Raw genomic sequence first — 19,868 nt, 5'->3', positions numbered from 1 at the left:
GCAGGAACCCGCCGACGGACCCGGCTAGAGTTCCCCTGTGTCAGATGGCGGCCTAGACCTACGCAACTACATACCGGCCGAAGAGGTCCGAGCCCGCGGGCGGGCCCTGCGCGACCGCGTCCCTCCCCGCATCCGAGACCGGGAACCCACCGGGCCGTCCCGACCCGACCTCCTCGACTATCTCGCCGCCTCCCACACCGACCGCCTGCCCCACCTGGTCCCCCTCCGGGTCGGCCGCATGATGTCGGGCCCGTTCACCTTCTACCGCGGCGCGGCGGGCCTCATGGCCGCCGACCTCGCCCACAGCCCGGTGAGCGGTCTGAACGCCCAGATATGCGGCGATGCCCACGCGGCCAATTTCGGCCTCTACGGCACCCAGTCCGGCGATATCGTCATGGATATCAACGACTTCGACGAGACCACGACGGGACCGTGGGAATGGGATGTCGAACGCCTGGCCGCGAGTCTCGTGCTTGCGGGCCGTGAATCGGGGGTGGACGAGGACGGTTGCGCCCGCGCGGCCCGCGATGCCGCGCGGTACTACCGCCTGGCCACCGATCGCCTGGCGGAGATGCCGTTCATGCGATCGTGGTCCGCGCTGCCGGACGAATCGGTGCTCGACGCCGCGGCGGCCGAGGATCTGCTCGACAATTTCAAGAAGGCCGCCAAGAAGGCCCGCAAGAACGATCACGCCAAGGTCGCCGCCAAGTGGACCGAGCACATCGACGACCACGTGACCGGTGTGCGCAAGCAGAAATTCGTCAGCGATCCGCCGGTGCTGACCGCGGTGGACCCGGCGGTGGCCGAGGCGGTGATCGACGGCCTGACGGACTACGCGGACACCCTTCGCGAGTCGCGCCGTAATCTGCTGGCCCGTTTCGCGGTGTCCGACATAGCCTTTCGCGTGGTCGGCACCGGAAGTGTCGGGCTGCGCAGCTATGTCGCGCTCATGCACGGCAATGACGGCGAAGTGCTGGTCCTGCAACTCAAGCAGTCCATCGCCTCCGCGTTGGCGCCGTATCTGCCGCCGCGTCCGGTCCGGCACGAGGGTGAGCGAATCGTACAGGGCGCCAGACTGGTTCAGGCCGAGACCGATATCCTGCTCGGCTGGACCTCGCTGCGGCTCGACGGGCGGGAACTGCCGTTCATCGTGCGCCAGTTCCGCAATCTGAAGGGCTCCATCGATCCGGCGGGTCTGGCCGCCGATGATCTCGACGACTACGGCAGGCTCGCGGGCGCGCTTCTGGCGCGGGCGCATTCGCGATCCCTCGACCCGCGCCTCACCTCGGCGTATCTGGACGGCGACGAGGCGTTCGACGAGGCGGTGACGGCCTTCGCGGTGCGCTACGCCGATCGCACCGAGGCCGATCACGCCGAGTTGGTGGCGGCCGTCCGGGCAGGCAAACTGGCGGCCGAGCCGTCCGAGTGAGGCGTGTCCGTCAGCGGGCGGTGTCGGGTTGCTCGTATCCTGTCCTGTGTCGAGTGACGACGTGAAGGGCGGTCGCGAATGCTCGTGCGAGTGCAGAACCCGACAGGCTCCAATGCCGAACGGGCGCTGATCGATTGGTTGCGCACCTGGAAGGACCCCGGCAGCCCGCACGGGGTGGCGACGATCAACTGCAATTTGTTCCACGAGGACACGCTGTACCAGTTCGACGCGGTGGTGTGGACGCCGACCAGTTGCGTGGTGATCGAGGCCGAGGCGCTGTCGGCGCGCCAGGACGGCGAACTCGACATTCCGCTCAACGGCCCGTGGACGATCGACGGCGCGCCCGTGGAATTCGAGAGCAAGGATCGGCGTACCCCGCTGGACAAGTCGCGCGAGCACACCTTCGCGTTGCAGAACTGGCTGGCCGCGCGCGGTCTGGGACAGCGCGCGGTACACGGTGTCGCGCTGGTGGTGCCGCTCAGCGGTACGCAGTTGCGGGTCGACCAGGCGTGGAGCGACCCGAGTTTCGATGTCATCCTCGGCAACGATCCGTATCGGCTGCGGCACTACTTCGACGTGCTGGCCAAGTCCGAGAAGCATCTGTGGACCGCCAACGACGTCGCGGTGGCGTTCCGCGGGCTGGGTATCCTGCCGTATCTGCCCGCACCGCAGGATCTCATCAACGAGGGTTTCCTCGGACCGATCGACGTCACGCTGTGGCACGGCGGACCGAATCAGGCCCTGGCCGAGCAGTACGTCGAGGATCTCGCGCGGGCCGAACGCGAGGCGCGCGCGGGTCGTGTGATCGAGGCGCCCTGGTACAGCCCGTGGAAACTGTATCCGCGGGAGTCGGGCGATATCGACATGGGCCGGGCGGCCATGCGCGTCGGGCTCATGATCGGCATGGTGATCGGGTTCGCCTGGGTCCTGTGGTTCGTGATCACCGCGATCTTCACCTACGGTCCGGGCTGATGACCGGCCCCTCGTCAGGACGGTAGGCGCGTGGGGTATTCCGCGGCGAGTTCGGCGAAGACCGCGGTGTTGAGGGCGAAGGCGTGCTGTCCCTCGTCGAGGACGCGGCGGCGTTCGAGGTCGTCGAGGGGCAGTTCGTCGAGCAGGACCCGGTATTCGCGTTTGAAGGCGGCGGGGTTGGCGATGCCGTCGAAGACATAGAAGCGCACACCGTCGCCGCGGCGCGGCAGACCCCACAATTTCTCGGCGGCTCCGCGAATGACCTGGCCGCCGGAGAGGTCACCGAGATAGCGGGTGTAATGGTGGGCGATATAGCCCGCGGGCCAGTCGCGGGCGCATTCCTCGATGCGCGCGGCGTAGGTGGCGGTGGCGGGCAGCGCGGTCAGGCGGGTGCGCCAGTCGGGACCGATCAGATGGGTCAGGTCGCGTTCGAGTTCCGCGGTGCGCGCCAACTCGGGACGGATGAACGGCGCGGCGACAGGATCGTCGGCCAATGCGTCCCAGCGTGATTCGAGCGCGCGGTAGATGAACCAGAGTTGGCCGGTGTAGCGGCGATAGGACGCGATACCGAGGCCGCCGCCGAGCATGTCACGGATGAACGAGGCGTTCTCCGCTTCGGCGTGCCGTAGTTCGGTGGCCTCGCGGATCTGCGTCGAGAAAGGGACCGCTTCGTCCGACACGTCCGTACCCACCTCATCATCGCCCGTGCGCACCGACGTCGGTGGGCCACCTGATCAGCGGCACCGACGATACCGGTTCCGCGTCCCGGACGCACCGGTCGGTCCGGCGATCGCGCGCTCAGTCGGCGCTCTGCGCGCCCGTGACGCCGTCACCCGGGCCGTCGCCGATGGAGGGCCGCACGGGGGAGGTACGGGCGCCGCGGTGCGCGCGGCCGGAATTGTCGGTTCGCCCGCGCTTGCGGGTGGCGGGCCCGGTGGCGGCGCCGGGGCGCTGACCGGGCCGGACCCGGTTCTCGCGGACCAGGGAGATGGGGCGGCGGATCCGGCGCACGATGGGTTTGCGCAGCGATCCGAAACGGCGCAGGATGCGCGGTCGCAACTGGGTGCGGTCGAACCATTCGCCGAGGGTGACACCGGCCGCCAGCGCGCAGCCGACGCCGAAGGCCGCGAGTACCTGGTTGAGGCCGAGCAGGATCTGGTCGTCGAGCAGTGCCCACAGGCCGCGATACACGCTCAGACCCGGCAGCAGCGGTGTGATGCCCGCGACGGCCACGACCAGCGGCGGTGTCAGCGCGCGGCGGGCGAGCAGGCCACCGGCCAGACCGACGACCGTCGCCGCGACCCCCGCCGCGACCACCGGACCGAAGTCGGCCCACTGCACCACCAGAAAGCAGCAGATTCCCGCCGCGCCGCCGAACGCCGCGGCGGCCAGCGCCCGCTTCTCCGCGTAGCAGGCCAGGGCGAAGGCCACCGCGGCGACCGCGCCCGCGACGATCTTGACCGGCAGATCGGTGATGTCGCGTCCCGCGGTGAGTTCGATGGCGGGCACGGTCGCGCCGACCACCTGCGCCAAGCGCAGGGCCAGCACGATGCCCGCGACGATGCCGCCGGTCATCATGACGACCTCGAGCAACCGGGCCGAGGCGGTGACGGGTGCGCCGGTTATGGCGTCCTGCACCGCGCCGACGAGGGACAATCCACTCAGCAGCACGGTGATTCCGGCCGCGATGATCAGCGTCGGGTCGACCTCGAGTCCGAGCGGCCCGGCCAGGGTCGACAGCGCGATGGCGGGACTGGCCGCGATCACGCCGCCGACCATGTGCTGGAAGAAGAACGGCAGACCGTAGCGGTTGAGCACCCGGTTGACCCGGTCGATCAGCGCGGTCGCGGCGAAGCTCACCAGCGCGACCAACCAGCCGCCGCCGAGCAGCACGCCGATGGCCGCAGCCAGCAGCGACCAGCCGAAGGTCGCGGTCCAGCGCGGGTATGGGTGCGGCGCGGCGACGACGGCGTCGAGTTCGGCGCGCGCGTCCTCCGGGGACACCACCTTGGTGCGGATGCGGCGGGTGAGCCTGTCGACGGCGGCGAGCCGGGTGAAGTCCAACGCCCGGTAGCGCACGACGCGCATGGTGCTCGCGGGCGGCAGTCGCGGGCCGCGGTCGGCCCAGACGCGAATGGCATCGTAGGTGACATCGATATCGCAGCGGGCCAGGCCGTAGGTGGCGGCGATGAAACGGACCTGGGTGGTGGTGTCGACGACACCGGTGCCCGAGGCGAGGACGACCTCGCCCACCCGGACCGCGAGGTCGAGCACCTCGGCCACGCGCGCGTCGTCGGACAGGTCGATCGGTTGCAGCGGGGTGGGCGCGGCGACGATGGTGTCGGCGGTGGCCTGCCGGTCGGCGACCAGCAGGCCGACGGCCTCGGTCACCACCGGTACCCGCAGGCGTTGACGCGGCCGCAATCGCCCGCGCCTGCCGCCGCGTTCGGTTCGCTGAATCGGCTCCTCGACCACCGAGAGTGTCTGCTGCCCCATGCTCGCGAACGTAGTCACTCGCACCGGGCCCGCGCATCCGCCCCGGTCAGAAGGTGTCCCACACCACCATTCGGAACGAATTCGCGGCCATCCGCGCCTTCACGGGCACGGTCGCGGCCCCTCCGAATCGACCGGCACGACAACCGATTCCGCGAGAGGAACCGGTCGCCGTGTCGAGGGTCAGCGCAGATCGCGGCGGCGGAATGCCGCGAGCCCGACCGCGAGCAGCGCCGCGGCGATACCGAGCAGCCACAGGACCGGAGTCCAATCCATCGGCGCGCCCGGCAACTTGGGCGGGTGCACGAAGGGCACCAGGTCGACCAGCCACTGCGGTAGCCCGTCCAGCGCGCCGAGGAAGAACACCACAAGCATGGCGCTGAGCACGCCCCACGCCACGGGGGCGAAGCGCGGCGCGATGCCGTAGATGGCCATCGCGATACCGGTGGAGACCCAGACCGCAGGCACCTGCACCAGGGCCGCGGCGAGACTGTCGCCGAGTTTCGCGATCAGGTCGCCATCCATGGCGCCGTAGACGATCCCGATGGCCGCGCCGGCGATCAACAGCAGCGTCGCCGCGCCGAGCAGCGCGAATCCGAGGTGCGTCGCGGCGTAGCGGGTCCGGCTCACCGCTGCGGCCAACGCGGTCTCGGCCCGGTGGGTGCTCTCCTCCTCGTGCAGTCGCAGGACCGCCGAGGTCGAATACGCCGCCGCGGCGATGGCGAGGAAGGAGACCGCGAATGTGACGAAGGAATCCTGGAGGATGTCGGTGCCGCCCATCCGGGTCATGATGTCGATGATCTCCTCGCTGTCCTCCAGCATCCGGCCGACGCTGTCGATCGCACCGCCCATGAGCAGTCCGTAGAGCAGGAATCCCACCGACCAGGCCAGCAGGGTGCCGCGCTGCAACCGCCAGGCCAGACCGGTCGCCTCCGACAGCGCAGGCCCGGCGCTCGGGGGCCCCGGACGTTCGGCGAACAGTCCCGAACCGATATCCCGCCTGCTCAGCAGCACGTAGGCGACCGCTACGGCCAGCACCGCGAGGCCGTAGAGCGGAATCAGGACCCACCACCGCTCCTCGGCGAAGGGCCGCATGTTGATGCACCAGCCCAGCGGTGAGAACCACGAGAGCACGCCGTTGCCCGCGTCACCGACCGCGCGCACCGCGAAAGCCGCGCCCAGTGCCGCGAAGGCCACACCGCGCGCGACCCGCGCACCCGGACCGACCTGCGCGGCGACCGCGGCGATGCCCGCCCAGGCCAAGCCAGACCCGCCGAGGGTGAGCCCGTAGGCGATCGATCCCGCGGCGGGCAGATCATCGGCGTAGAGCGTGGCCGCGGCCACGAGCGCGACCAGTGCGCAGCACAGGCCGGTCATGATCAATGCCGCGGTGAGGCCCGCGAAGCGGCCGACCCTGGTCGCGCCGAGCAGTTCGGCGCGACCGGTCTCCTCCTCGACCCTGGTGTGCCGGATGACCGTCAGGACGGTGGCGATGGCGACGAGCGCGTAGAAGGGGCCCGCCTTCCATAGCCCGATCGATCCGGTCTCGGTGCCGAAAACCGGTCCGTACATGGCGATCAGCGCCGGGCTGTCCATGATGGACGCGGCGTAGTTGTCCAGTTGGGCCTCGGTGTCGTAGACACCGGTGGTGCTGGCGACGTAGAAAGCGGGCAGCAGACCGAAGGCCAGCACCCACAGTGGGGCCACGATGCGGTCGCGGCGCAGGTAGAGCCGCAGCAGTTGCCCGGTGCCCGCGAAATCGGCCGATCCGACGAAACCGGTTGCCGTGCGCGCGGGTTCGAGTGCGGCCGTGGTCATGCCGTCACCTTCTCCCCCGCCGCCGCAACGGACGCCGCGCCCGTGTCGACGTGGTAGTGGCGCAGGAACAACTCCTCGAGCGTGGGCGGCGCGCTGGTGAGGCTGCGCACGCCGGCGTCGCCGAGTACGCGGATCAGCTGACCGAGATGTTCGCCGTCGACCTGGCAGCGCACGGTGGCGCCATCGCGCTCGATGTCGTCGACACCGGGTATGCGGCTCAGATCGCCGGGGTCACCGAGCAATTCGGCGGTGATGGAGGTGCGCGAAAGGTGCCGCATGTCCGACAGCGATCCGCTCTCCACCGTGCGCCCGGCCCGGATGATGGTCACCCGGTCGCACAGCGCCTCAACCTCCGACAGGATATGGCTGGACAGCAGTACCGTGGTACCGCGCTCGCGCGCCTCCTCGGCGCATTCGCGAAAGACCTTCTCCATCAACGGATCCAGCCCGGAGGTCGGCTCGTCGAGCAGCAGCAGCCGCACGTCGGAGGCGAAGGCCGAGACGAGCGCGACCTTCTGCCGGTTGCCCTTGGAGTACGTCCGCGCCTTCTTGCGCGTGTCGAGGTCGAACCGTTCGACGAGTTCGGCCCTGCGCGCGGTGTTGATACCGCCGCGCATCCGGGCGAGCAGGTCGATGGTCTCCCCACCCGACAACGACGGCCACAGCGTGACATCGCCGGGGACATAGGCGATGTCACGGTGCAGGGCGACCGCGTCGGCCCACGGGTCGCGGCCGAACATGCGCGCGGTGCCGGAGGTGGCGCGCAGTATGCCGAGCAGTACCCGGATGGTGGTCGACTTCCCGGCGCCGTTGGGCCCGAGGAAGCCGTGGATCTCGCCGGCGGCGACGGTGAGATCCAGTCCGTCGAGCGCGGCGACGTGCCCGAATCGTTTGTGCAGGTCGGTGATTTCGATTACCGGTTCGGCGGTTCGTTCGGCCATCGTTTCTCCTCGGTGAGCGCGTCCAGCATCGTCGCGTCGGTCAACATGCCCTGGGTGTAGAGCTCGAGCGCCGGGAAGGTGGTCTCCTCGGCGATATCGCGAATCACCCTGCGGTAGTCGAGTTCTCCCTCGCGGTGCAGACGCATTTGGATGTAGAGGTTCATGGCTCCGACATGGCAGAGCACGATGTAGCGGGCGCGAGCGGCGGGATCGCGGCTCGGCTTGATCCTGCCCGCGTCCACGGCCGCCTGCATGTACTTCTCGGCGTCGTCGATCATGTGCTCGAGCAGCGACTCGGCCAGCGCGCCACCCGCCTGGAAACTGCGCATCATATAGGCGATGACCGGCGCGTACACCTCGATCTCGGCCAACGCGTCGATCATGCCCGCGGGGCCGGGGGTATTGATGGCCTTGGCCTTCTCCACCCGGATGATCTCGAGCACCCGCTCGTCACAGGCGGCGCGCAAGCCTTCCTTGGAGCCGAAATGGTGATTGACCAGTCCGGGCGAGACCCCGGCGGCGGCGGCGATGGCCCGGACCCCGACCTGGAATCCGCGTGTGCCGAAGACGTCGATCGCCGTGTCCCGGATGCGCGCGGCGGTGGTGAGATCCGAGGCGTTCATCGGGCCGGCGGAGCTTTGGTACGCAGAGCGATTGAACACATGTTCAGTATGTTAAACGCTCGTTCAGGGCCGCCGCAAGGGCTACGTCACACTTGTCGCGCAACGGGTTTGCTCCCGTGCCGCCGGGCTATCGTCGGGTTATGGATACCGGCAGCTCGACGACGGCAGATCACCTTCGCGCGGCACTCGACGGACCCTGGCGCGACGTGCGCGAAAAGGCGCGCATCCAACTCGCGGACGCGGATTTCACCGGCGAGCCGACTATGGACCACAAGGCCGCGCGGGCGCGGGCGCTCGACCAGCTGCGCGCCATCGCGACCTTGGGTCTGGCCGAACGCGGCTTCCGCCGCGAGAACGGCGGCACCGGCGAACCCGGTGCGGCGGTGACCGGACTCGAGATGCTGGCCTACGCCGACCTGTCGCTGTGGGTCAAGGCGGGTGTGCAGTGGGGCCTGTTCGGGGGCGCGGTGGAGAACCTCGGCACCGAACGTCACCGCGACTACATCAAGCGATTGCTGTCGCTGGACCTGCTCGGCTGCTTCGCGATGACCGAATCCGGGCACGGCAGCGATGTCGCCAATATCGAGACCACGGCGACCTACGATCCGGCCACCGAGGAATTCGTCATCCACTCCCCGACTCCGTCGGCGCGCAAGGATTATATCGGCGGCGCGGCCGAACACGCGCGCATGGCCGCGGTCTTCGCCCAGTTGATCACCGGTGGCGAGAATCGCGGTGTGCACTGTCTGCTGGTGCCCCTCCGCGACGAGCAGGGCGCGGACCTACCCGGGGTGACCACCTCCGACGACGGACTCAAGGGCGGTCTGCTCGGCGTCGACAACGGGCGCATCTCGTTCGACCACGTGCGGATTCCGCGCGAGAACCTGCTCAACCGCTACGCCGATGTGGAACCGGACGGCACCTACCGGTCCGAGATCGACAATCCCAGCCGCCGCTTCTTCACCACGCTGGGCACACTGGTCCGCGGCCGGGTCAGCGTGGGCGGGGCGGCCGCGGCGGGCGCGCGGGTGGCGCTGAGCATCGCCATCCGGTACGCGCTCGAGCGTCGGCAGTTCTCCGATCCCGACACCGGCGAGGAGACGCTGCTGATGGACTACCGCAGTCATCAGCGGCGGTTGTTGCCCCCGCTCGCGCGCTCCTACGCGCTGGCATTCGCCCAGAACGACCTGGTGCGCCGGATGCATCTGATCCAGACCGGGCAGAATATCGATCCGGCGGCGCAGCGGGCGCTCGAGAAGCGCGCCGCGGGCCTGAAGGTGGCCCAGACCCGCCACGCCACCCGCACCATCCAGGAGTGCCGGGAGGCGTGCGGCGGCGCGGGGTATCTCGCGGAGAACCGGTTGGTCACCCTGAAGGCCGACACCGACGTCTTCACCACCTTCGAAGGCGACAACGTGGTGCTGACCCAGCTGGTGGCCAAGGAACTGCTCACCGCCTACGCCGACGAGGTCCGCGATCTCGACGCCCTGGGCTGGGTCCGCTTTGCCGCCACCATGGCCGGTGACGTGGTGCGCAAGCGCTCGGGTGTGCGCCAGATGATCCAGACCATGCGCGACCGCGGCGACGAGACCATCGACGAGGCGGATCTGTCGCGCCGCTCGGTGCAGTTGCAGCTGTTCGCCGACCGCGAGGACTACCTGGTACGCACCGCCGCGCACCGGCTGCGGGCGCGCGCGCAGGAGACCGGGCCGTTCGAGGCGTTCAACAATGCCCAGGACCACATCCTCGCCGCAGGCGCCGCGCATATCGACCGTCTGGTGCTCGAGGCGTTCATCGACGGCATCGGCGATATCGAGGATCCCGAGGCCAAGGCGCTGGCCGGCGATGTCTGCGATCTGTTCGTCTACACCCTGCTCGAAGAGAATTCGGCCTGGTTCATCATGCACCGGTTCATGTCGGTGGAGCGGGCCAAAGCGGTGCGGCGCGGCGTGAACGAACTGGTCGACCGCCTGCGTCCGCACGCACTGACCCTGGTCGAGGCGATGGGCGTACCCGAATCCATGTTGCGCGCCGCCATGCTCGACGACGCGAGCGTCTACGACCGCCGCTGAGACCGACCGTCAATAGGCGCCCTCGCCGCGCGCGACGGCGCCAATGGTCTTGGCGATGAGCAGCAGATCCAGCACCATCGACCAGTTCTCGACATAGGACAGGTCAAGGCGCACCGAATCCTCGAGCGAGAGATCCGACCGTCCGCTGACCTGCCACAATCCGGTGACCCCCGGCTTGACCAGCAGGCGGCGACGCATATCGCCGTCGTAGGAGTCGACCTCGCGTTGCACCTGGGGACGCGGGCCGACCACGCTCATCTCACCGCGCACCACGTTGAAGAACTGCGGCAGCTCGTCGAGGCTGAACTTGCGGATGACCCGCCCGACCGGGGTGACCCGGGGGTCCTGCTTCATCTTGAAGAACACCGGATTGCCGCCGCTGTTCTCGATGAGCGCCGCGACGTGGCGGTCGGCGTCGACGTACATGCTGCGGAACTTGATCATGCGGAACGGCGTGCCGCCCCGGCCGATGCGCTCGGACAGGTAGAACACCGGTCCGGGACTGGTCATCTTGACCGCCGCGGCGATCACACACAGCACGGGCGCGATGGCGATCAGGACCGTGATGGCGAAGCACAGGTCGAAGACGGCCTTGCCGGTGGATTTGGCCCGGTCGTACTGCGGTTTGGCGATGTGCAGCATGGGCATGCCCGCGACCAGGCGATTGGTGAGCCGCGCGCCGGAGATGTCCACCACGCCCGGCGCCACGATCAGCTCGACGCCCAGCGGATCGAGTTCCCAGGCCATGCGGCGCAATTCGGCGGGTCCGAGGTAGTCGGTGGCGGTGACGGCCACGGTGTCGGCGCCGCTGCGGCGCACCGCGTCCACCACCGAACGGTCGTCGCCGAATACCGAGACGGGCCGCCCGGCGGCCCGCACCCCGTGGGCGCCGTTGCCGGGAACGCCGTCGGGAACACAGACGCCGACGACCCGGTAGCCGGAATTCGGATCGCCGGAGAAGGCCGTGGCCATCGCCTGCGCCGCCTCGGCCGAGCCGACCACGAGCACCGCGGTCAGATAGTCGTCGCGGGTGCGGCGGCGCGAGCGCGCGTGCAGCCGCCACAGCAGCCGACTGGCCATGAGACCGAGCAGACCCGACGGCAGGGCGATGGCCAGATATCCCCTGGCGAACTCGATTTGGAAAATGAGCGACAGGATCGCCAACATGCCGAACAGCCGCATCGTCGCCGAGACCAGACGGCGGTATTCCTCGGTGCCCGCGCCGACCACCTGCGGCGAGCGGGTGCTACAGACCAGCAGCAAGCCCATCCACGCCGCGATGAGCAGCAGCGAGACCACGGTGTAGCCGACCGCGTAGGGCAGGCCCCACGCCAGCGGGGGCGCGGCGGGACCGCCGAATCGGATGAGCTGGGCCGAGAGCACCGCGGCGGTGACCACCCCGAAATCCGTTGCCTCCAGCCGCTTCACGTACTCGGCCTGCCAGCGTTCACGCTGCGAGCGCGGAGCCGCCGGGGACGGCGCCGCGTTCTCCGGCTCGTCGTCGGAGCGCTCGTCGCCCATCGAACACCTACCTCCCCCCGGGAGAGAATCCTTCGCCCCCGATCCGCTTCGACCGGCCCCCTCGGCACATCGTCGCCGCCCGGGGTCTTCGGTCATTCGGCGTCCGCCCGGTGATTGTTACAGAAGGCATGACATCGCACGAATCCAAGGCGTCGGTCTCCGACGACTCCGCACCGCGCGACGGGCGGGTGGAACCGCTCGGCGAGGCGGGCACACCGGACGACCACCGTCACCGGCCCTGCCACACGGTCCTGAGCAGGTGCTCCCAGCTCCCGGCGGCCGCGTCCCTGGCCGAGATCGCCGTCACCGGCAGCGGCCAGTCGATGCCGAGATCGGGATCGTCGTGGGCGACCGCGATGTCCTCGCGCGGATCGTGCGGCCGGTCGATGCGATAGCACACGTCCGCGGTCGCGGTCAGCGCCTGGAATCCGTGCAGGAAGCCCGGCGGTATGTACAGATGCCGGAATTCCACGTCGTCGAGCCGGAACGTCTGCGTCCTGCCGAAACTCGGTGATCCGGGCCGGATGTCGACGAGCACGTCGTGCACCGCGCCGTTGGCGCAGCGCACGAGTTTGGCCTCACCGCGCCCGGAACGGCCGTGCATGCCGCGGATCACCCCGCGCGCGGAGCGGGATTGGGAGTCCTGGACGAAGGCCGCGCTCGCGCCGGGCGTGCCGAGACGGTCGTCGAAGATCTCCGCGTCGAAGGTCCGGGTGAACAGGCCGCGGTCGTCGTGGAAGGGCCGAGGGATCAACACGAGAACATCGGCGAGCTCGGTCTGCTCGATACGCACCGCGACATCCTGCCATGAAGGAAGGAGGTCCGCCACGGACGGAATCGACACTCACGTCGCCGGACGACGCCCGCGCGGAGGCGGAATCCGGCCGCCGGACACAGCCCGGGTGACCGGGATCGCGGAGGGCGATCGCCGACAACGTCACCGACGTCGGAAAGCCACCGCCGGGTCGGGGAAACCGGTGGTCGGCGTCGACAGTCCCACGGCGGCGCGAGGTCCGGCGATCCGCGGGGCCGATTCACAGGTGCGCGCCCGCGCCGGACATGGGAAAGTCGGGCGTATGAGCGAGCGCCGCCATATCGCCAGCGTCATCATCGGATTCCTGACCCTCGCCCTGATCGCCGGATGCTCGACCGGACCCGGCGACTCCGTGTCACCCACCCCGACCGCGGACAAGATCCCGCTGGTCTCCACCGACGACCTCACCGGGGCGCGCCCGGACGAGATCCACCTGTTCGGATTCAACGACCTGCACGGCAATCTGCAACCACCGCAGGGCTCCACGGGCAAGATCGCGGGCCACGACGCGGGGGGCGCGGCCTATTTCGCCACCCATTTGGCCAGGCTCAAAGCCGCCTACCCCGCGAGCGCGGTGCTGGCGGCCGGGGACGACATCGGGGCCAGTCCGCTGGTGTCGGGCCTGTTCCACGACGAGCCGACGATCACGTTCATGAATTCCCTCGGAGTCGCCGCGTCCTCGGTCGGCAATCACGAATTCGACGACGGCGTCCTGGAATTGGCCCGCATGCAGCTTGGCGGCTGTTCGATCGAGGGCTGTTCGCCCGGTGCGCCCTTCACCGGTGCGTCGTTCCCGTACCTGGCCGCCAATGTCACCGACGCGGGCGGCGCACTGCCGCCCGCGCTGCGGGCATGGACCATGCTCCAGGTCGGCGGACGCAAGATCGGCGTGATCGGCACGGTCACCCCGGAGACGGCCGATATCGTGCTGCCCGAGGGGATTCGCGGCTACCGCTTCGGCGACAGCGTCGCCGCCATCAACGCCTACGTCCCGGAGATGAAGGCCGCGGGCGCGGAGGCGATCGTGGCGCTGGTCCACGACGGCGGCGCGCAGCGCGTCGCCGATCCGCACTACAACGGGTGCGCGAATGTCGGCCCCGCGGTCACGGAGTTGGCGACCAGGACCGACCCCGCGGTCCGCGCTATCATCACCGGCCACACCCACCAGGCGTACGTGTGCGCGATCGACGGCAAGGTGGTCACCCAGGCAGCCTCCTACGGCAGGCTCATCACCGACATCACCCTGCGCTTCGGCTCCGACGGCGTGGCCGCCTCGGCGGTCAACCGGGTGGTGACCCGCGAGGTCACCCCGGACGCGCCGACCACCGCGCTCATCGACTTCTACACGGCGCAGGCCGCCCCGCGCGCGAGCCGGGTCGTCGGCACGGCCGATACGGCGCTGGCCCACGATCCCGGACCCTCGGGTGAATCCCCGCTGGGCGACGTGATCGCCGATTCCATGCTCGCGGTGACCTCCTCGCAGCCCGCGGCGGCGGTCGCCGCGTTCATGAACCCGGGCGGTGTGCGCTCGGATCTGAAGTCCGGCCCGATCACCTTCGGCGACATCTTCACCGTGCAGCCGTTCGGAAATCAGGTCGTCACGGTCACACTCACCGGACAGCAGATACTGCGATTGCTGGAACAGCAGTGGCGCAACGTCGCCAAACCGACGGTGCTGTCGCCGTCGGGAATCACCTACGCCTACAGCGACAGCGCGCCCGAGAACCACAAGGTGGTCGCCGACAGTGTGCGCATCGGCGGGCAGCAGCTGAATCCGGTGGCGACCTATCGCATCACCACCAACAGTTTCCTCGCCTCCGGCGGTGACGGTTTCTCGGTATTCACCGAGGGCGTCGACAAGACCGTGGGACCGATGGATCTCGACGCCTTCGAGACCTTCCTGACCTCCCGCCCCGCGGTGCGGGCGCCGCAGGCTCGGGTCGAGAAGAAGTAGGCCACCGCGATATCCGCGCAGACATCTGAAACTGTTGTAACACACACAAATCACCGAGCGGGCGGCGGTGACGATACCCACAGCGCACCGGCAGGTCAGCGACTTGCCGGTGCCCCCGCGCTTCCATTACCGTTGCCTATCGGTCAGGACGAAGGTGTTCCTGCTTTCGGCCCGCTGGCTGTCATGTCGCCGCGCGGCGCCGAATCCCGATCTCCGCATTCACCGCCGCATGCCGGATCACGTCGCCGACAACACGGTTCGAATGGACAGCAGGAGGGTCGATGGTTTCCTACATCGTGACGGGCGGTACCGGTTTCCTCGGCAGGCGCGTCGTACAGCGACTACTCGACAGCGATTCCGCCGCGATCGTGCACGTCCTGGTGCGCGCGGAGTCGCTGGCGAAATTCCACGAACTCGCCACCGGATGGACGGGCAGCGAACGGGTGTTCGCGCTCGTCGGCGATCTCACCGCCGATCGGCTCGGTCTGCGCACGTCCGCGCCCAAGGCCGACCACGTGGTGCACCTCGGCGCGGTATACGACTTGACCGCCGACGAGCAGACCGCCCGGCGCGCCAATGTCGAGGGCACGCGCGCGGTGCTCGACCTGGCCCGCGAGTGCGGGGCGGTGCTGCACCACGTGTCCTCGATCGCGGTGGCGGGCGATCACCGCGGCGCCTTCTTCGAGGAGGATTTCGACCTCGGCCAGAACCTCACCTCGCCGTATCACCGCACCAAATTCGCCGCGGAGAAGATCGTGCGCGCGTCGAGCGGAGTGCGCTGGCGGATCTACCGGCCCTCCATCGTCGTGGGCGACTCGCGCACCGGCGAGATGGACAAGATCGACGGGCCCTACTACTTCTTCCCCGCCATCGCCGCGCTCGCGGGACTGCCCGAACTGCCGATTCCGCTGCCCGATCTCGGCGCAACCAATATCGTGCCCGTCGACTACGTGGCGGCGGCCATGGTGGCGCTCATCGGACGCCGTGGACTCGACCGCCGCACCTTCCACCTGGTCAATCCGCATCCGCAGCCGTTCGGCGATATCTACCGGGCGCTGGCCGCCGCGGCAGGCGCGCCCACCGGCATCGGCGTGCTGCCCGGCAGCGCCTCCGCACTCGGCGTGCTCGCGCGCCTCCCCGGGGTCGCGGGGGTGCGCGACTTCCTCTTCGACCGTCTCGGCATCCCGGCCGAGGTGGCGCCGCACATCGACATTCCGTCACGATTCGTCTGCGATTCCACCCGCGCGCAACTGCGCGGCACCGGAATCGAGGTCCCCGAATTCGACACCTACGCCGCGACGCTGTGGCAGTACTGGCGCACCCACCTCGACCCGAACCGCAGGCGCGCGAGCGCGGAGGTGCGTATGCCGTTGGTGCGCACGCCGATGATCGGGCCGACGGACCTGTACCGGTCCCTGCCGGTGGCCGATCCCGATCAGGCGGCGGCCATCGTGGTCAGGGCGCTGGCCGAACGTCCCGACCGGATCGACACCCCGGTCGGCGCCTTCGCCCAGGCGGTCGATCTGCTCATGCCATCGGTCAAGCGGTCGATCATGCACCAGGGATACCGGCTGTTCGGGGAATCATCTGCCGCACAAGGTATCTCGGCGCTACCCGCGGCGACCGGGAACGGTTCCGAGCTCGCCTCGGGCACGGCGCTCACCGCACTCGCGCCCGTGCTGCGCCCACTGATGGCGATGCCGGGACCGGCCGCGCGGGTGGCCCGGATCGTTCCCGGCTTACGCTGGTAGACATTGAATTTCGCGACGGCGGCGACGAGGCCGCCGCCGTCGCGGATTTCAGATCCGGTCGGCCGCGAACGACGCCGCCGGCTCCATGGCCCAGCCGTAGGCGGTATGCGCGTCGGCGACCAGTCCGCCGCCGCAGATGGCGTCGCCGCCGGTGCAGTAGTCGGCGACGTTGTCCGAGTACGGAGCGGGCACCTGCCACCCCACCGCGCGCAGCGGATCGCCGAACAGCAGGACGGCCACGATGGACGGGGCCAGACTCGGTGGGAGCGTGGCGATGGCGGGCGCCGCCACCGTGCCGAGCACCCCGTGGGTGACCAGCGCGCCCTGCGAGTACCCGACGAGGACGAAACGCTGTCCGTGGCATCGGGCGGCCTGCGCCGTGATATGTCCGTACATGTCCGCGACACCTTCGGCGACCGACGTCGGGAACGCCAGATTCGCCGGATACCGCACCGCGTACGCACTGGAGTCGACCGGAAGTCGCTGTGCCAGTGTGTCATAGAGCGGATCGCCGATCACCGAGCCGAGCGCTCCCGGCTCGTCGGTGCCCCGCGCCACGACGACGTCCACCGCCGCGCAGTCACCGGCCCATGCCGTCGCACCGATACTCGTCGCCGCCGCTATCAACACCAGAACCGCGAATGTCGGTATCGGAAGCCATTTCCCGGAGCGTCGAAACTGTCGAAATCCCATCGTGATCACCCACTCACGTCGTTGTGAGAAGCCGAGTGACCCCCGTCACCACAGGGGTCACTCGGCTATATTCGCGAAGGTAGGAACGGCGAGAAGGCCCGTCAAGCAACGCGACCGAAGCGCAATCGCCGCAACGCCGGATCGTTGTGCGGGACGTGAAGTCGAGATCCCTTGCGCCACGCAGAACCTCGGCGACCGGGCGGGAAGGCGGCGAACCGACCCCTTCGACGGCCCGATCGACTACGGTCCGAGTCCGCGCGAATCCACCGCCCCGACAGCACCGAGACCCGACATCACCGAACCGTGCCCAGCCCGCTCGCGCCGGAATACATCTCCGTATCGGATACAACACCGCATCGGATACGATTCTGTATTCTGAGAGTCAGCATGCCCAGTTCATCCGAGGAGGTGCGCGTGGCGTCACCCGCGGACCCGAACGCGCCGCGCCGCGTCACCCGCCGTCGCGGCGAGACCCGCGACCGTCTGCTCACCGCGGCGTACGAGGTGTTCGCCGCGGAGGGATTCGGCCGCGCGTCGGTGGAGCGGATCTGCGGGCGCGCCGGATATACCCGCGGCGCGTTCTACTCGAATTTCCGCTCGCTCGACGAACTCTTCCTGGCCCTGTGGGAGCAGCGCTCGGCGGCCATGTCGGCCGATGTGCGCGCCGCGCTGGATCACACGACCACCGAGGAGGTGCGCGATGTCCACGACGCCGTCGACCGCCTCGAGCGCGCGGTGCCGCTTGACGAGGCGTGGTACCGGATCAGCGCCGAGTTCACCGCGCACGCCCTGCGCACCGCCGGACTGCGCCGGGCGATGGCAGACCGTGAGGACGCCATCGTCACCGCGCTCATGCCGACCGTACTGGACGCGCTCGCCCGCATCGGGCGCACCGTCGCCGATCCGCTCGCCCTCGGCCGAGCGATCGTGGCGGCGCACGACGGCACCGCCGTGCAGGTGCTGATGGAACCGACCGATGCCGCGGTGCGTCGCAGGCGCACGGATCTGCTGACCCATATCGTGCTGGCCTACAGCGAACCGGACCCGAGCCGAACACCCATCTCACCCGAAGGATGAACATGACCGATCTCAGTTCCGATGTCATCGTGGTCGGCGCGGGCTTGGCCGGACTGGTGGCCGCCCACGAACTGGCGAAAGCGGGCCGCACAGTACACCTGATCGATCAGGAGAATCGCAACAATCTGGGCGGTCAGGCGTTCTGGTCACTGGGCGGACTGTTCCTGGTGAACAGCCCCGAACAACGCCGCCTCGGTATCAAGGACTCCCATGACCTGGCGCTTCAGGACTGGCTCGGCTCGGCGGGCTTCGACCGCGACGACGAGGACCACTGGGCCAGGCAGTGGGCCGCGGCCTACGTCCACTTCGCCGCCCACGAGAAGCGGGACTACCTGCACGCCCTCGGCCTACGAGTCACCCCGCTGGTCGGTTGGGCCGAACGCGGCGGCGCGCTGGCCGACGGCCACGGCAATTCGGTGCCGAGATTCCACCTCACCTGGGGCACCGGTCCCGAGGTCGTCCGGGTCTTCGCCGATCCGGTGCTCGACGCCGAACGGCGCGGACTTGTGCGGTTCTCCTTCCGGCATCGGGTGGACGAACTGATCGTGGAGGACGGCGCGGTGGTCGGCGTCCGCGGCGCGGTGCTCGAGGACACCACCGCCGAACGCGGGGTCGCCACCTCGCGCGACGCCGTGGGCGAGTTCGACTTCCGGGCGCAGGCGGTGGTGGTGAGTTCCGGCGGCATCGGCCACAACCATGAACTCATCCGCCGCAACTGGCCCACCGACCGGCTCGGCCCGTGCCCGCGGACCCTCATCTCCGGCGTGCCCGCGCACGTCGACGGCCGCATGCTCGGCATCGCCGAGGCGGCGGGCGCGACCATCGTCAACCGCGACCGCATGTGGCACTACACCGAGGGCGTCCTCAACTGGAATCCGATCTGGCCCGACCACGCCATCAGGATCATTCCCGGTCCGTCCTCGCTGTGGTTCGACGCCGAGGGCAAGCGCCTGCCCGCCCCCTGCTTCCCCGGCTACGACACCAACACCACCATGAAGGCGATCCTGGCCACCGGCCACGACTATTCGTGGTTCGTGCTGACCCAATCGATAATCGAGAAGGAATTCGCGCTGTCGGGCTCGGAGCAGAATCCGGATCTCACCGGAAAGGATCTGGGGCTGACATTGCGCAGCCGCGTCGCCAAGGGCGCACCGGGTCCGGTGGAGGCTTTCAAACAGCACGGCGTCGATTTCGTCGTCGCCGATTCGCTGCGGAAACTCGTCGACGGGATGAACGAGATCGCGCGCGGGCCGAAACTGGACTACGAGACGCTCGAACGCCAAATCATCGCCAGGGACCGCGAACTCGACAACAAGTACACCAAGGACAGCCAGGTCATGGGGATCGCCAACGCGCGGCGCTATTTCGGCGACAAGGCGGGCCGGGTCGCCAAACCGCACCGCATCCTCGATCCCGCCCACGGCCCGCTCATCGCGGTGCGCCTGAACATCCTGACCCGCAAGACACTCGGCGGTCTGCAAACCGATCTCGAGTCCCGGGTCATCGGCCCCGACGGCGCGCCGCTGCCGGGGCTCTACGCCGCGGGCGAGGTGGCCGGTTTCGGCGGCGGCGGCGTGCACGGCTACAACGCGCTCGAGGGCACCTTCCTCGGCGGCTGCATCTTCTCCGGCCGCGCCGCGGGTCGCTCGCTCGCCGCTCGCCTCGGCTGAATCGGATACCGCCACCGCGAACGCGTTTCACGGACCGGCC

General features: G+C 69.2%; 15 protein-coding genes. 7 read left to right on the top strand and 8 right to left on the bottom strand.

What is annotated here, in order from left to right; genetic code table 11:
- Positions 1-37: 37 nt before the first annotated feature.
- Positions 38-1,429: a DUF2252 domain-containing protein gene (locus APZ21_RS15180; protein ID WP_054813948.1), complete on the top strand. Its 1,392-nt coding sequence runs from the start codon at positions 38-40 to the stop codon at positions 1,427-1,429.
- 90 nt (positions 1,430-1,519) lie between these two features.
- Complete coding sequence (locus APZ21_RS15175; RefSeq protein WP_239476639.1) at positions 1,520-2,401, top strand: nuclease-related domain-containing protein; 882 nt, start codon at positions 1,520-1,522, stop codon at positions 2,399-2,401.
- 14 nt (positions 2,402-2,415) lie between these two features.
- Here the strand turns inward: APZ21_RS15175 and APZ21_RS15170 are convergent, their stop codons facing one another.
- From APZ21_RS15170 to APZ21_RS15150, 5 genes are all read right to left on the bottom strand, one after another.
- Positions 2,416-3,081, bottom strand: coding sequence for a biliverdin-producing heme oxygenase (locus tag APZ21_RS15170; RefSeq protein ID WP_156371083.1), 666 nt, complete (start codon positions 3,079-3,081; stop codon positions 2,416-2,418).
- Positions 3,082-3,199: 118 nt separating this feature from the next.
- Positions 3,200-4,897, bottom strand: coding sequence for a threonine/serine exporter family protein (locus APZ21_RS15165; protein WP_082393123.1), 1,698 nt, complete (start codon positions 4,895-4,897; stop codon positions 3,200-3,202).
- Between the two features lie 180 nt (positions 4,898-5,077).
- Positions 5,078-6,712, bottom strand: a complete 1,635-nt coding sequence (locus APZ21_RS15160) for an ABC transporter permease (protein WP_054813946.1) — start codon at positions 6,710-6,712, stop codon at positions 5,078-5,080.
- Positions 6,709-7,653, bottom strand: a complete 945-nt coding sequence (locus APZ21_RS15155; protein ID WP_054813945.1) for an ABC transporter ATP-binding protein — start codon at positions 7,651-7,653, stop codon at positions 6,709-6,711. The genes APZ21_RS15160 and APZ21_RS15155 overlap by 4 nt, the downstream gene beginning before the upstream one ends.
- Positions 7,626-8,276, bottom strand: a complete 651-nt coding sequence (locus APZ21_RS15150) for a TetR/AcrR family transcriptional regulator (protein ID WP_054813944.1) — start codon at positions 8,274-8,276, stop codon at positions 7,626-7,628. The genes APZ21_RS15155 and APZ21_RS15150 overlap by 28 nt, the downstream gene beginning before the upstream one ends.
- 140 nt (positions 8,277-8,416) lie before the next feature.
- Here APZ21_RS15150 and APZ21_RS15145 point away from each other — a divergent pair, with 140 nt between their 5' ends.
- Positions 8,417-10,348 carry an acyl-CoA dehydrogenase family protein gene (locus APZ21_RS15145; protein WP_054813943.1) on the top strand — a complete coding sequence of 644 codons (1,932 nt, stop codon included), beginning with the start codon at positions 8,417-8,419 and terminating at the stop codon, positions 10,346-10,348.
- A gap of 9 nt (positions 10,349-10,357) precedes the next feature.
- Here the strand turns inward: APZ21_RS15145 and APZ21_RS15140 are convergent, their stop codons facing one another.
- The gene (locus tag APZ21_RS15140; RefSeq protein WP_054813942.1) at positions 10,358-11,869 is read right to left on the bottom strand and encodes a sugar transferase; all 1,512 of its coding nucleotides are present in this window, start codon (positions 11,867-11,869) and stop codon (positions 10,358-10,360) included.
- Between the two features lie 229 nt (positions 11,870-12,098).
- Positions 12,099-12,662, bottom strand: a complete 564-nt coding sequence (gene rfbC, locus APZ21_RS15135) for a dTDP-4-dehydrorhamnose 3,5-epimerase (protein ID WP_054813979.1) — start codon at positions 12,660-12,662, stop codon at positions 12,099-12,101.
- 283 nt (positions 12,663-12,945) lie between these two features.
- On the opposite strand from rfbC, the gene APZ21_RS15130 reads away from it, so the two are divergent.
- Together APZ21_RS15130 and APZ21_RS15125 are read left to right on the top strand one after the other, a co-directional pair.
- Positions 12,946-14,637 carry a bifunctional metallophosphatase/5'-nucleotidase gene (locus APZ21_RS15130; protein ID WP_054813978.1) on the top strand — a complete coding sequence of 564 codons (1,692 nt, stop codon included), beginning with the start codon at positions 12,946-12,948 and terminating at the stop codon, positions 14,635-14,637.
- Between the two features lie 281 nt (positions 14,638-14,918).
- Positions 14,919-16,388 carry an SDR family oxidoreductase gene (locus tag APZ21_RS15125; protein WP_054813941.1) on the top strand — a complete coding sequence of 490 codons (1,470 nt, stop codon included), beginning with the start codon at positions 14,919-14,921 and terminating at the stop codon, positions 16,386-16,388.
- A 48-nt stretch (positions 16,389-16,436) separates the two neighbouring features.
- Here APZ21_RS15125 and APZ21_RS15120 read toward each other — a convergent pair whose 3' ends face one another.
- The gene (locus APZ21_RS15120; RefSeq protein WP_239476638.1) at positions 16,437-17,018 is read right to left on the bottom strand and encodes a cutinase family protein; all 582 of its coding nucleotides are present in this window, start codon (positions 17,016-17,018) and stop codon (positions 16,437-16,439) included.
- 450 nt (positions 17,019-17,468) lie between these two features.
- Here APZ21_RS15120 and APZ21_RS15115 point away from each other — a divergent pair, with 450 nt between their 5' ends.
- Together APZ21_RS15115 and APZ21_RS15110 are read left to right on the top strand one after the other, a co-directional pair.
- Positions 17,469-18,158, top strand: a complete 690-nt coding sequence (locus tag APZ21_RS15115; RefSeq protein WP_054813940.1) for a TetR/AcrR family transcriptional regulator — start codon at positions 17,469-17,471, stop codon at positions 18,156-18,158.
- Complete coding sequence (locus tag APZ21_RS15110; RefSeq protein ID WP_371852362.1) at positions 18,155-19,828, top strand: FAD-binding dehydrogenase; 1,674 nt, start codon at positions 18,155-18,157, stop codon at positions 19,826-19,828. Before APZ21_RS15115 ends, APZ21_RS15110 begins: the two co-directional genes overlap by 4 nt.
- The last annotated feature ends 40 nt before the right edge of the window (positions 19,829-19,868 follow it).

This window comes from Nocardia arizonensis (assembly GCF_001310275.1).
In the GTDB taxonomy this organism is placed as follows: Bacteria; Actinomycetota; Actinomycetes; order Mycobacteriales; family Mycobacteriaceae; genus Nocardia; species Nocardia arizonensis.
This window is presented reverse-complemented; position numbering and strand designations above follow the sequence as displayed.

What these genes read in the sequence shown, in the direction of transcription:
- APZ21_RS15130 (WP_054813978.1), top strand. Translation starts at nt 12,946, where the DNA reads ATGAGCGAGCGCCGCCATATCGCCAGCGTCATCATCGGATTCCTGACC.
- APZ21_RS15155 (WP_054813945.1), bottom strand. Translation starts at nt 7,653, where the DNA reads ATGGCCGAACGAACCGCCGAACCGGTAATCGAAATCACCGACCTGCAC.
- APZ21_RS15110 (WP_371852362.1), top strand. Translation starts at nt 18,155, where the DNA reads ATGAACATGACCGATCTCAGTTCCGATGTCATCGTGGTCGGCGCGGGC.
- APZ21_RS15165 (WP_082393123.1), bottom strand. Translation starts at nt 4,897, where the DNA reads ATGGGGCAGCAGACACTCTCGGTGGTCGAGGAGCCGATTCAGCGAACC.
- APZ21_RS15125 (WP_054813941.1), top strand. Translation starts at nt 14,919, where the DNA reads ATGGTTTCCTACATCGTGACGGGCGGTACCGGTTTCCTCGGCAGGCGC.
- APZ21_RS15140 (WP_054813942.1), bottom strand. Translation starts at nt 11,869, where the DNA reads ATGGGCGACGAGCGCTCCGACGACGAGCCGGAGAACGCGGCGCCGTCC.
- APZ21_RS15115 (WP_054813940.1), top strand. Translation starts at nt 17,469, where the DNA reads ATGCCCAGTTCATCCGAGGAGGTGCGCGTGGCGTCACCCGCGGACCCG.
- APZ21_RS15150 (WP_054813944.1), bottom strand. Translation starts at nt 8,276, where the DNA reads ATGAACGCCTCGGATCTCACCACCGCCGCGCGCATCCGGGACACGGCG.
- APZ21_RS15160 (WP_054813946.1), bottom strand. Translation starts at nt 6,712, where the DNA reads ATGACCACGGCCGCACTCGAACCCGCGCGCACGGCAACCGGTTTCGTC.
- APZ21_RS15145 (WP_054813943.1), top strand. Translation starts at nt 8,417, where the DNA reads ATGGATACCGGCAGCTCGACGACGGCAGATCACCTTCGCGCGGCACTC.